The sequence below is a fragment of the Myxococcus sp. AB056 genome (assembly GCF_006547365.1).
Classification (GTDB): domain Bacteria; phylum Myxococcota; class Myxococcia; order Myxococcales; family Myxococcaceae; genus Myxococcus; species Myxococcus virescens.
Genome location: NZ_VHLB01000157.1, coordinates 1 through 11,244 on the forward strand (window position 1 = coordinate 1; position 11,244 = coordinate 11,244).

The 11,244-nt window shown below is 68.9% G+C and carries 12 protein-coding genes; 10 read left to right on the forward strand and 2 right to left on the reverse strand.

What is annotated here, in order from left to right:
• The first annotated feature begins 83 nt into the window (after positions 1-83).
• Genes FMP39_RS36065 through FMP39_RS36085 form a run of 5 tightly spaced genes read left to right on the forward strand, consistent with a single transcriptional unit; the run spans position 84 to position 4,790 of the window.
• Positions 84-965 carry an SCO family protein gene (locus FMP39_RS36065; protein WP_090492140.1) on the forward strand — a complete coding sequence of 294 codons (882 nt, stop codon included), beginning with the start codon at positions 84-86 and terminating at the stop codon, positions 963-965.
• Positions 962-2,008 (forward strand): cytochrome c oxidase subunit II, encoded by a 1,047-nt coding sequence (gene coxB, locus FMP39_RS36070; protein ID WP_090492139.1) that lies wholly within the window; start codon positions 962-964, stop codon positions 2,006-2,008. Before FMP39_RS36065 ends, coxB begins: the two co-directional genes overlap by 4 nt.
• On the forward strand, positions 1,992-3,662 hold the full coding sequence (ctaD, locus tag FMP39_RS36075; RefSeq protein ID WP_141594491.1) for a cytochrome c oxidase subunit I: 1,671 nt from the start codon (positions 1,992-1,994) through the stop codon (positions 3,660-3,662). Before coxB ends, ctaD begins: the two co-directional genes overlap by 17 nt.
• Positions 3,652-4,320: a cytochrome c oxidase subunit 3 family protein gene (locus FMP39_RS36080; RefSeq protein ID WP_141594492.1), complete on the forward strand. Its 669-nt coding sequence runs from the start codon at positions 3,652-3,654 to the stop codon at positions 4,318-4,320. Before ctaD ends, FMP39_RS36080 begins: the two co-directional genes overlap by 11 nt.
• A gap of 14 nt (positions 4,321-4,334) precedes the next feature.
• Complete coding sequence (locus FMP39_RS36085; RefSeq protein ID WP_141594493.1) at positions 4,335-4,790, forward strand: cytochrome C oxidase subunit IV family protein; 456 nt, start codon at positions 4,335-4,337, stop codon at positions 4,788-4,790.
• Between the two features lie 80 nt (positions 4,791-4,870).
• On the opposite strand, the gene FMP39_RS36090 is transcribed toward FMP39_RS36085, so the two are convergent.
• Positions 4,871-5,863: a DUF481 domain-containing protein gene (locus FMP39_RS36090; RefSeq protein ID WP_141594494.1), complete on the reverse strand. Its 993-nt coding sequence runs from the start codon at positions 5,861-5,863 to the stop codon at positions 4,871-4,873.
• A gap of 211 nt (positions 5,864-6,074) precedes the next feature.
• Here FMP39_RS36090 and FMP39_RS36095 point away from each other — a divergent pair, with 211 nt between their 5' ends.
• From FMP39_RS36095 to FMP39_RS36115, 5 genes are all read left to right on the forward strand, one after another.
• Positions 6,075-6,746 carry a hypothetical protein gene (locus tag FMP39_RS36095; RefSeq protein ID WP_141594495.1) on the forward strand — a complete coding sequence of 224 codons (672 nt, stop codon included), beginning with the start codon at positions 6,075-6,077 and terminating at the stop codon, positions 6,744-6,746.
• A 76-nt stretch (positions 6,747-6,822) separates the two neighbouring features.
• On the forward strand, positions 6,823-7,779 hold the full coding sequence (locus FMP39_RS36100) for a GNAT family N-acetyltransferase (protein WP_228558627.1): 957 nt from the start codon (positions 6,823-6,825) through the stop codon (positions 7,777-7,779).
• A gap of 21 nt (positions 7,780-7,800) precedes the next feature.
• Positions 7,801-8,943 carry a hypothetical protein gene (locus tag FMP39_RS36105; RefSeq protein ID WP_141594497.1) on the forward strand — a complete coding sequence of 381 codons (1,143 nt, stop codon included), beginning with the start codon at positions 7,801-7,803 and terminating at the stop codon, positions 8,941-8,943.
• Entirely contained in the window at positions 8,940-9,287 is a 348-nt protein-coding gene (locus tag FMP39_RS36110) for a YkgJ family cysteine cluster protein (protein ID WP_141594498.1), read from the forward strand. The genes FMP39_RS36105 and FMP39_RS36110 overlap by 4 nt, the downstream gene beginning before the upstream one ends.
• 55 nt (positions 9,288-9,342) lie before the next feature.
• A complete protein-coding gene (locus FMP39_RS36115; protein ID WP_141594499.1) occupies positions 9,343-10,329 on the forward strand; it encodes a hydrolase in 987 nt (328 codons plus the stop codon).
• 15 nt (positions 10,330-10,344) lie between these two features.
• Here FMP39_RS36115 and FMP39_RS36120 read toward each other — a convergent pair whose 3' ends face one another.
• Positions 10,345-10,947, reverse strand: coding sequence for a hypothetical protein (locus FMP39_RS36120; protein WP_141594500.1), 603 nt, complete (start codon positions 10,945-10,947; stop codon positions 10,345-10,347).
• Between the last annotated feature and the right edge of the window lie 297 nt (positions 10,948-11,244).

The window sequence follows — 11,244 nt, forward strand, 5'->3', positions numbered from 1 at the left end:
CCCCGGAGACCCCTCCCGGGCAGACGCCTCCGGCACCGCAGCAGTAGCCTTCACCGCTCCCCTGTCGTAAGAGCCGTCCTGCAATGATGTCCACCCGCTCCTACATCCTTCCGCGCGCCCGCCGCGCGGGCTTCCTCGCCGCGGCGGCGCTGGTGCTGGCCGTCGCGGTGCCGGCCTCCGCCATGCCAGGTGCCGGGAAGACGCCCCGGGCCATCCTGGAGGCACAGCAGGACCTGCCGCCCCCCATCCAAGGTGTGGACGTGCAGGAGCATCTGGGGGAGCTGGTGCCCATGGACACCCGCTTCCTCGACGCCTCCGGGCGCGAGGTGCGCCTGGGCGACGTGGTGCCGAAGGCGCGGCCCACCCTGCTGACGCTCGTCTATTACAACTGTCCCATGCTCTGTAACCTGGTGCTCAACGCCCAGGTGCAGTCCATGAAGGAGCTCGGGCTCGAGCTGGGCAAGGACTACGAAGCCGTCACCGTCAGCATCGACCCTGACGACACGCCCGCCCAGAGCCTGGAGCGGCGGCGGCGGCACCTGCAGTCCATGGGCAAGCCGGAGACGGCCCCCTGGCACTTCCTGACCGGCACGGACGCGGAAATCCGCCGGCTCGCGGACGCCCTGGGCTTCAAGTACACCTACGATGAGAGCACGAAGCAGTACGCCCACGCAGCCGTGGTGCACGTGCTCACGCCGGAAGGCAGCATCTCCCGGTATCTCTACGGGACGACGTTTCCCCCCTCGGACATGAAGCTGGCGTTGCTGGAGGCGGCCAATGGCCGCGTGGGCACCAGCTTCGATCAGATCATCCTGTCCTGCTTCAAGTATGACACCGCCAGTCGGCGGTATGGCTTCTACATCTTCGGGTTCATCCGCCTGGGCGGCATAGCCGTGTTCTGCGCCCTGGCGACGATGCTGATCTACTTCTGGAGGCGCGAGCTGAAGAAAGGCGCGGCGGCATGAGCGAGCTTCTCAACAATATCCTGTTCCTCCCGGAGGCCGCGTCCACGTTCGCGGAGCGAATCGACACGCTGCATCACTTCGTCGTGGGTACGACGATGGTGATGTCGACGGCGGTCGGTCTGGCGGCCCTGTTCTTCTTCTTCCGTTACCGTCGTCGCCTCCCGGCGCAGGCGACGGAGTACATCGTCCCCACCCTGAAGACGGAGTTCCTCTTCGTCTCCGTTCCCCTCGTGTTCTTCCTGGCCTGGTTCGGTATCGGGTTCCGGGACTTCACGTGGGTCACCACGCCGCCCAAGGACTCGATGGATGTCTACGTCATGGGCAAGCAGTGGATGTGGAAGTTCTCCTACCCGGAGGGCCCCAACGGGGTGAACGTGCTGCACGTGCCGGCGAACCGTCCGGTGCGTCTGCTCATCACCTCGCGTGACGTGCTGCACTCCTTCTACGTGCCGGCCTTCCGCATCAAGATGGATGCGCTCCCGGGCCGCTACACGCAGATCTGGTTCGAGGCGACCAAGCCGGGCACGTACCAGGTGCTGTGCACCGAGTACTGCGGCCTGTCGCACTCGAAGATGCTGGCCGAGGTCGTCGTGCTTCCGCAGGAGGAGTACGAGAACTGGATCCAGGAGCAGCGCCGCGGCCGTCTGCAGGACCGTCAGGACGCGCTGGCGGACAACTCCCTGGTGCCGCCGGTGGCGCGCATGGTGGAGCAGGGCCAGGTGCTCGCGGGCACCCAGGGCTGCCTCAAGTGCCACTCGGTGGACGGCTCGCAGCACATCGGCCCCACCTTCCTGGGAATGTATGACCGCGTGGAGCAGCTCGAGGACGGGCAGACCATCCGCGTGGACGAGGCCTATATCACCCAGTCGATGATGGACCCGGGCGCCCACCTGGTGGCGGGCTACCAGAACGTGATGCCGACCTACCAGGGCAAGCTGCAGGGCCCGGAGACGGCCGCCATCGTCGAGTACATCAAGTCGCTTCGCACTCCGAACGTCCGTGAGGGCGCCTCCGAGGGACCCGCCTATGACGCCATCCAGTAGCATTGCAGCCCCGGGCGCCACCCCCGCGCCCGAGGAGCATCACGACCACCACCCGAGCTACCTGGTCGACGGCACCACCATCAAGTCGTGGCTGCTGACGGTCGACCACAAGCGTATCGGGCTCATGTTCCTGTTCTGGGTCCTGCTGTTCTTCCTGGTGGGCGGCATCTTCGCGCTGCTCATCCGGGTGGAGCTGCTGACGCCAGGCCCGACCATCATGGACGCGATGACGTACAACCGTACGTTCACGCTCCATGGCCTGGTCATGATCTTCCTGTTCATGATTCCGGCCATCCCCGCCGTCTTCGGCAACTTCATGTTGCCGCTGATGCTGGGTGCCAAGGACGTGGCCTTCCCCCGGCTGAACCTGCTGTCGCTCTACATCTACCTGGCCGGCGCGGTGTTGGCGCTGTGGGGCATGCTCAACGGCGGCCTGGACACGGGCTGGACGTTCTACACCCCGTACAGCGCGCACACGACGGCCACGGTGGCGCCGGTGCTGTTCGGCGCGTTCATCATCGGGTTCAGCTCCATCGTCACGGGCATCAACTTCATCGTGACGTGCCACACCATGCGCGCGCCGGGCATCACCTGGTTCAAGATGCCGCTGTTCGTGTGGGCCATCTACGCCACCAGCGCCATCCAGGTGCTGGCCACGCCGGTCATCGGCCTGCTGCTGGTCCTGGTGACGGTGGAGAACCTGTTCGGGTTCGGCATGTTCGACCCGGCGCGCGGCGGCGACCCGGTGCTCTTCCAGCACCTGTTCTGGTTCTACAGCCACCCGGCCGTGTACATCATGGTGCTGCCGTCCTTCGGCGTGATGAGCGAGATCGTCGCGACCTACAGCCGCAAGAACATCTTCGGCTACCGCGCGGTGGCGTACTCCAGCCTGGGCATCGCCTTCGTGGGCTTCTTCGCCTGGGGCCACCACATGTTCGTGTCCGGCCAGTCCACCTTCGCGGGCGGCCTGTTCGGCGTGCTGACCATGCTGGTGGGTGTGTTCACCGCCATCAAGGTCTTCAACTGGGTGGGCACCGTCTACAAGGGCGCGGTCGAGTTCAAGACGCCCTTCGCCTACTTCTGCGGCTTCCTGTTCTTCACCGTGTTCGGTGGCATGACGGGCATCGCGCTGGGCACGGTGTCGCTGGACGTCCCCTGGCACGACACCTACTTCGTGGTGGCGCACTTCCACTTCATCATGGTGGGCGCGACCATCATGGCCTTCCTGGCCGCCCTCCACTACTGGTTCCCGAAGATGTTCGGGCGCACGTACCACGAGGGTTGGGGTCTGGTGTCCGCGGCGCTCATCATCCTGGGCTTCAACGCCACGTTCATTCCCCAGTTCCTGCTGGGCAACAACGGCATGCCGCGCCGCTACTACGAGTACCCGGAGCGCTTCCAGGCGCTGAACGTGGCCTCCACGGCCGGCGCGACGCTGCTGGCGTTCGGGTTCATCATCATCGCCATGTACCTGACGTACGCCCTCATCTACGGCAAGGCGTCCGGCAAGAACCCGTGGCGCAGCAAGGGCTACGAGTGGCTGTCCGAGTCTCCGCCGCCGACCCACAACTTCGTGGGGCCGCAGCCGGTGTTCCCGGAGGAGCCCCACTTCTACGTGGACCCCAAGAAGGCCGAGGTGCCCGATGCAGTCTAGTTCTCACGCCGCCGGGGGCGCCGCCCTGCCCGTCCCCCGGCTCGCCGGCCACTTCGCCTCGCTCGAGGTGCAGAACCACGCCGCGCGCCTGGGCATGTGGCTGTTCCTGGCGACGGAAATCCTGCTCTTCGCCGGCCTCTTCATCTGCTACGGCATCTACCGCTTCCTCTTCCCGGAGGCGTGGGCCGCCGCCAGCCGCAGCCTGGACCTGACGCTGGGCACCATCAATACGGTGGTGCTCATCACCTCCTCGCTCACCGCGGCGCTCGCGGTGCACTACGCGAAGGAGGGGAAGAACAAGATGGTCGCGGTGCAGATTGGCCTCACCCTGGTGATGGCCGTCGGCTTCCTCGTCATCAAGTACTTCGAGTACCACCACAAGTTCGAGATTGGCACGCTGCCGGGCCGCTTCTACTCGTACGAGGGCATCCAGCTTCCGGGCGTGCCCCTGTACTTCACGGTCTACTTCTGCGCGACGGCCCTGCACGGCATCCACGTCGTCATCGGCATGATCGTGCTGGCCTTCTCCATGGTCCGCGCGCTGAAGAAGGCCGACTTCGGGCCGAACAACTTCACCATGGTCGAGCTGGGCAGCATGTACTGGCACCTCGTCGACTTGGTGTGGATCTTCCTCTTCCCGATGCTGTACCTCGTTTGAAGGGTTCCTCCACCATGGGCATTGCCAACGAATCCCGGCAAGAAGAACAGAACATGCGTGAGGAGCACCACGGAGCGGGCCGTTACTGGCTCATCTGGGGCCTGCTGCTCGTGCTGACGGTCGTCACGGTCGTCACCGGCCGCATCCACATCCCCACCTGGGGCCTGGTGCTGGCGCTCGTCATCGCCTCCACCAAGGGCACGCTGGTGCTGCTCTACTTCATGCACCTGGCTGACCACCGCGGCGCCAACCGACTGGTATTTGCTGTCTCCATCATCTTCGTGGTGCTGATGCTCGCCATTCCGATGGTGGACCTGGGCACCCGCTTCCGCGGCGCCACGCCTCCGGGTTCGACGTACAGCGACCTGCAGGCGATCGACATCGGCGCGGACGCCGAGGAAGGCCGCTACGGCGGCGGCATCCGCAAGCAAGGGAAGACGGGCGAGGAGTCCGGCGCTCCCAAGCAGTAAGGCGGTTGGGGCGGCCACCGCCCCACTCCACCCACACGCGGCGCCGAGGGACATCCCCGGCGCCGCGTTGCTTTTGCGGGCTACAGCATCACTTCGAAGTTCAGCGCCAGCGCGGTGTCCGTGGACACCTTGCCCGGAGGCGGCGCGCTGTCGTGCTTCACCAGGAAGCTGGTGCCCAGCGACAGCTGCTTGGTGAGCCCCACGGACAGCTGCGTCTGGCTGTTGAAGAGCATGCGCGAGTCGCCGATGACGCTCACCAGCACCTCCACGTCCTCCTTGAAGGTGACGTTCTGCGCCAGGCCGTAGCGGAACACGGCGCCGAAGCGCGGGCCGCCCAGGTCGACATCCGGCAGGTTCATCCGCGTGGGGTAGTACTGGAAGCGCGTCTCGTTGGCGTAGCGGAAGGCGGCATCCGTGCGGAGGTAGGACTCGCGGCCCTTCTCCTTCTTCTCGTCCCACCACAGCACGCCCAGACCGCCTTCGCCGAAGGTGCGCGACTCCACGCTCTTCACGTGGTCCGTCTCCGCGCCCGCCAGCAGGTAGCCGCTGATGACGTCGGTGAAGCGCCGGTCGCCGCGCAGCTCCAGGCCCGCGTTGAACGCCACCACCTGGGACGCAGCCTCCTCGCCCGTCACCTCGGGCGGACGGCTGCGGCCATAGGAGCCGTAGGACTTGATGGCGTAGATCCAGTGTTCCGTCGTGCGCTGGGCGCTGGCCAGGCCGCTCACCGTCAGGGTGGAGGCGTTACCCGTCAGCGAGATGAGGCCCAGGCCGACGGTGACGTCCCATTCCCCCTGCTTCTTGTCGGTGGCGGGAGCAGCCTCGGGCGCGGGGGCCGGTGGCGGAACGGTGGCGGCGGCGGCGCGCTCGGCGGCCTCGGCGGCACGGGCGCTGGCCTCGGCGGCGCGCTCAGCCGCGACGGCGGCGCGCTCGGCGGCGATGGCGGCGCGCTCCTCCACACTGAGGGGCGCGGCGGGCGCGGTCTCCGCGGTGGGCGCCGGCGGCGTGGAGGAAGCGGGCGCAGGCGTCTGGGCCTGCAGGGACGTGGCAATCAAGAAGGCAGCGGAAAGCATCGGGTCTCCAGGTCAACGACGCCGGCAAAAGCCTGAGTCCGGGTGTGGAAGTCCTGTGTTCCCCCCCGATGCCGACGCAGCACCCTTCCTGCTTCAAAGGCCCGCCGCGCTTCAATGGCTTAATGGTCGAATTCGGACACGCCCCGCAGCCACCGCACCGGGTGGGTCCGTTCACACCGCCTTCCAGGCCGCTGTTGAAAGAAAAAGGCCCATGTCCCTGCGCCCCGCTCCGCTCCTGCTGTTCTGCGCCCTGCTCGTCCCCGCCGCGGCCTCCGCCCAGCGCGTCAGCGTCCCAGTGGACGTGGGGGTGGGGCCCGCGGCCTTCGCCTTCTTCGGGCCCGTGTTCGACGACCAGCCCATCCACACCGGGCTGAAGCTCTCCGTGGAGGCGGTGCTGGACAAGGAGTGGCTGAAGAAGAACCAGCGTCGCGTGCCCCAGCGCTACCGCAAGTACGCCAAGAGCCTGGATGAGGTCCGCATCTCCCCGTCCATCCTCATCCCGGACGCGCTCATCATCTCCCCCAAGCTGCGCAATACCGGCATGTACGGCGCCACCTGGAAGCCGCTGTCGCTGGGGGTGCCGCTGACGTCCAGCCCGGCGCGGCTGTCGCTCGGCGCGGGGCTGCTGCTGACGTACGTCTACATGCACTCGGACACGCTGCCCAACACGCACTTCCTGCGGCCCGGCGCGGAGGTGGGCATCGACCTGGAGCTCCAGCTCTCCAAGAGCTTCCTGCTAGGCGTGGGCTGGGAGTCCGCGTTCTACGTCCCGCAGGAGTTGGGGGGCCTGGGCCTGCCCGAGCGCCTGCGCGATGGCATCTTCCACGTGGGACAGGCCTACCTTCAGCTCCACTTCCGGTTCCCCTACACCGTGCGCTTGTAAGGCGGAAGGCAGGCAGGCCTCACGGGCCCTCCAGGGCTGCTGCGAAGCGTCGCGCGCGCGACTACCCTGCCCCGCCATGCATCTGGTCGTCGCCAACGAAGCACAGAAGGCGGAGAGAGACCGCCACACCTATACCGCCTGGGGGTCGCCCCTCACCGTCGAGCAGTTCCTCGAGCGGGAGCAGCGGCTGCGCGTCCATCCCTGGAGCCGGGACACCATGCGCACCTGGCTGCTCTGCGATGACGCCGGCCGCGTGCTCACCTCATGCGAGACGTTCCGCACGCCCAGCTACCTGCGCGGCCCCGACTGTCAGACGACGCGCGGCGACAGCTTCGTCATCGCCAGCGTCTACACCGAGCCGGCCCTGCGCGGACACGGACATGCCACGCGGCTGATGGACCAGGTGGCCGCGGAGCTGGAGCGCACGGAGCCGGACGCCCAGGCCGCCGTGCTCTATTCCGACGTGGGCGCCCGCATCTACCGGCGCTCCGGCTACCAGGAGGTCCCCGCCTGGGACTGGCACCTGCCGGTGGGCAATGGGCCCGTGATTCACAAGGTGGACACGCTGCTGGAAGACGCGGACGTGCCCTCGGCGCTCGAGCGGATGCGGCGGCCGGAGGTGCCCTTCTACCTGTGGCCGGACGCCACGCAGGTGGACTGGCACCTGGAGCGCGAGCGCATCTACGCGGAGCTGCTGCGCCGCCCCCGGCCCCGGGCCTGCGGCGCGGTGGTGGGCGCGTCCACGGCGCTGTGGGCGATGATGGCCCGCCAGGGAGAGCTGGTGGTGCTGATGCTGGACGCGCGCTCCGAGGACGATGCCGCCGCGCTGCTGGAGGCCGCGGGGGCCCAGGCCCACAAGGCCGGGCTGTCCAAGGTGGTGCTGTGGGAGGAGCCGGGCACCATGCCGTGGGTGGCCCGGCTCCCCGAAGCCAGCCGCGAGGCCCGGGATGGCTCGCTGCCCATGGTGCGGCCCCTGTGCGAGGGCCTGCCCACCGCCGCGGACATCCCCTTCGCTCGCGCGCTGTGGGCGTGAGCGTGCGGCTAGGATGCGCGCATGGCCCGCAGAACCCGCATCATCGAGGGCACGTGGAACTGCACCTCGTGTGACACGAAGTCGATTCGCGCCCGGCACAAGCGCCGCCCCCAGTGCAACAACCCGCGCGAGCTGACGGGCAAGGAGTCGGAGTTCGACTTCGGCGGCGTGGACGCGGCCAGCGGGAAGTCGCTGCGCGAGGGCGTCACCGACGCGGCGGCGTTGGAGTTGGCCAAGGCGGGAGAGGACTGGTTCTGCGCCTTCTGCGGCGCGGCCACGCGGGGGGACACGACGCGCTGCAAGCACTGCGGCGCCGAGCGCACCGACGACGCGAAGGCGGCTCCACGCCAGGCGTTCGACGCCCCCCTACCACCACCCCCGCCGCAGTCGCGTCCCGCGAAGCGCAAGGCGCCAATGCTCCTGGCGCTGGGCTCGCTGCTCCTCTGCTGCCTCGGCTCCAGTGTCTTCGGTCTGTGGGCAGGCAAGGCGCATGAGTTTCCCGGCGAGGTGACGGGCACGGCCTGGAAGCGCACCGTGATTCAGGAGCGCTTCACCCGGGTGACGAAGCGGGGCTGGCGCAACGAGCTGCGCTCCGTCACGCCCCGCATGCCCGTCAACGGCACCGGCGAGGTGGCGGGCGTGGCCGACATCCGCGACTGCGTGTCCGTCCAGCGAGGCACCCGCCGCGTCCCCGACGGCACGGAGCGGGTGTGCCGGACGAAGTCGCGCAAGGTGGCCTGCGGCACGGAGGAGAAGTGCCGCCGCAAGGACATGGGCAACGGCTTCATGGAGGAGGTGTGCGAGGACGTGACGAAGTACTGCCGCGAGTCCTATGAGGACTGCCAGAACGAGACGCGCTACCGCCGGGAGCCCGTGTATGCGGACCAGTGCACCTACGACACCCATGAGTGGAAGCCGCTGACGCGCAGGGAGGCGTCCGGCACCAACGATGCGCCGCGCTGGCCCGAACTGGCCGTGGGCGCCGCGGACCGGCTGCGCCGCGAGGAGACGTACACGGTGCGGCTGCGCTACGAGGATGACGGCGCCCATGAGCACGTGCTGGAGCCGGAGGACGAACGGACGTTCCTCGTCTGGAAGAAGGGCCAGGGCGCGCGCCTCACCGTGACGAACCTGGGCACGGTGGAAAAGGTGGTGCCCCTATGAGTGGCCCCCCCTCCAAGCCCGTGGAGTGCACGCGCTGCGGCGCCTGCTGCGTGGCGCCGGACATCGCCGCGCTGGACAAGCCGCTGGGCCTGCGCTGCCCACACCTTCAAGAGGACAACCTCTGCGGCGTCTACGAGGAGCGGCCCGCCATCTGCCGCGACTACCAGGCGGATGAAGTCTGCACCCTCATCGAGGCCCCCACGCTGGAGGAGCGCGTGGAGAAGTACCTGGGCCTCTTCGGGCTCCAGGCGGAGGCCCGCGCCTTGCGCGAGCAGGGATGCGCGTCCATGCGCATGGCCCGCCGATTGGCCACCCTGCGCCGCCCTGACGACGCCAAGGACTAGGCGCCTGGCGGCAAGAGCGCTTGTCGTCCCCGCGCACGGGCGTTATCCCCCGGCCGTGCGATTCCAGCCCACCCAACCCTTCGTGCCCGCGCCCGGCCTGGCCAACGAGCATGCGCAGACCATCTACGCCTCGCTCGTGCGCCCCACCGGCACGCCCGCGCTGCGACGCGAGCGCATGGAGTTGCCAGACGGCGACTTCGTCGACCTGGACACCTTCGACGGCGCGGCGGGCGCGCCGCATGTCGTGGCGCTGCACGGCCTGGAGGGCTCGTCCCGCGCGGGCTACGTCACCGCCATCCTGCGCGGTGCTCAGACGCGCGGCTGGGGCGCCACCGCGCTCAACTTCCGTTCATGCAGCGGCGAGCCCAACCGGCTGGCGCGCTCGTACCACTCGGGCGACATCGACGACGCGCTCCGGGTGCTGAACGAGACGCGCGCCCGCGTCACCGGCCCGCTGTTCGCGGTGGGCTTCTCCCTGGGCGCCAACGTGCTGTGCCGGCTGCTGGAGACGCTGGGCGACGACGCGCCCGTGGAGGCCGCCGCGTCCGTCAGCGCGCCGTATGACTTGAGCGCCTGCTGTCGCAAGCTCGACGCGGGAGGCCCCTTCCACCGGCTGTACCGCGAGCGCTTCCTGCGGACGCTGAAGCAGAAGGCCCGCGAAAAGCTGCGTCACTTTCCGGGGGCCTTCGACGGCCGGGCCATGGAGGCGGCGCGCACCATCCGCGCCTTCGACGACGCCGTCACCTCCGCGCTGCACGGCTTCCGCGACGCCGCCCACTACTACGCGGAGTCCTCCGCCGGCCCCCGGCTGCACGCCATCCGCCGGCCCACGCTGCTGCTGAGCGCCGCGGACGACCCGATGCTGGAGACGCCCGTCATCCCGCCCGCCGCCGCCGCGAATCCCCACCTGAGCGTCGTGGTGACGGAGCACGGTGGACACGTCGGCTTCGTCGGCGGCCAGGTACACCGGCCCCACTTCTGGGCGGAGGCGCAGGTGCTGGCCTTCTTCGACGCGGTGCTGTCCCAGCCGCGCGCGGACTGAGGCAGCGGCCTCGGCTCAGCCAAAGGACAACAGGATGCCGAGCTTCGCGGTGGGCTCGATGTTGCTCAGGCTCCAGCCGTGGAAGTTCGCGGGTTCCAGCGCGTCGCGGAACTGCTCGTCCACGCCGACGATGCCCGGGCTGTAGAGGCGCATGATGCTGAAGCCGCCGCGCACGAAGAAGGTCAGCCGCTTCGGGGCCTGCCATTCGAAGCCCAGCAGGGCGCTCGCGTAGGAGTAGCCCACGCGCTCCAGCGAATGGATGGGCATCTGCGTGCGGTCCACGATGCGCCGCTCCAGGCCTTCACCATTCGCGGGCCGCGCATGGCCGGCCTCCAGCGTCAGCGCGGGCGTCAGGCGCCCCTTCAAGGGCAGCAGCGTGAGCCCCACGCGCGCTCCGGGACGGACACCATTGTGCGTGCCGCCCACGTGGAGCCGGAGCATTCGCGTGGGCCGGAAGGAGAGTGACAGGCCCGCGCCCTCGGGTGCGCTGGCGTCCAGCATCAATCCGAAGGGGGCCAGCCGCTCCGGGTCCTGGGTCCGCCGCTGGAGCCCCGAAGCTTGCGCTGTCTGTGCCGTCAGCAGCACCCCGACCACCGCCAGCGCGGATACCACCCCCATGCCCTGCCTCCCGTGACGCATGCCCCGTCCCGCCCGTCCTCCTACCCCGCAGCCATGACCGGCCTCTCGGGTGATGCTACTGCACACTCGCCCCCCTGCATCCGCGCCCATGGAGTCCCCTGCCTGCCCGCCTGGTCAGCGCAGGGCGGGAGCCTTGCTCCACCCGCCGCGACTGGACCGCGAGCCCGGGAGAAGACGCGACGGGCTCCGGGAGGCCCCACCTCACCGGAACCCGCGCCCCTTTTCGCCATGCCGTCGAGTCCCCGCGGCGCTCCGCCCCCACGAAGCACCGCGGCC

Excerpts from the sequence above, each read along its gene's own strand:
- FMP39_RS36065 (WP_090492140.1), top strand. The coding sequence starts at position 84 with ATGATGTCCACCCGCTCCTACATCCTTCCGCGCGCCCGCCGCGCGGGC.
- coxB (WP_090492139.1), top strand. The coding sequence starts at position 962 with ATGAGCGAGCTTCTCAACAATATCCTGTTCCTCCCGGAGGCCGCGTCC.
- ctaD (WP_141594491.1), top strand. The coding sequence starts at position 1,992 with ATGACGCCATCCAGTAGCATTGCAGCCCCGGGCGCCACCCCCGCGCCC.
- FMP39_RS36080 (WP_141594492.1), top strand. The coding sequence starts at position 3,652 with ATGCAGTCTAGTTCTCACGCCGCCGGGGGCGCCGCCCTGCCCGTCCCC.
- FMP39_RS36085 (WP_141594493.1), top strand. The coding sequence starts at position 4,335 with ATGGGCATTGCCAACGAATCCCGGCAAGAAGAACAGAACATGCGTGAG.
- FMP39_RS36090 (WP_141594494.1), bottom strand. The coding sequence starts at position 5,863 with ATGCTTTCCGCTGCCTTCTTGATTGCCACGTCCCTGCAGGCCCAGACG.
- FMP39_RS36095 (WP_141594495.1), top strand. The coding sequence starts at position 6,075 with ATGTCCCTGCGCCCCGCTCCGCTCCTGCTGTTCTGCGCCCTGCTCGTC.
- FMP39_RS36100 (WP_228558627.1), top strand. The coding sequence starts at position 6,823 with ATGCATCTGGTCGTCGCCAACGAAGCACAGAAGGCGGAGAGAGACCGC.
- FMP39_RS36105 (WP_141594497.1), top strand. The coding sequence starts at position 7,801 with ATGGCCCGCAGAACCCGCATCATCGAGGGCACGTGGAACTGCACCTCG.
- FMP39_RS36110 (WP_141594498.1), top strand. The coding sequence starts at position 8,940 with ATGAGTGGCCCCCCCTCCAAGCCCGTGGAGTGCACGCGCTGCGGCGCC.
- FMP39_RS36120 (WP_141594500.1), bottom strand. The coding sequence starts at position 10,947 with ATGGGGGTGGTATCCGCGCTGGCGGTGGTCGGGGTGCTGCTGACGGCA.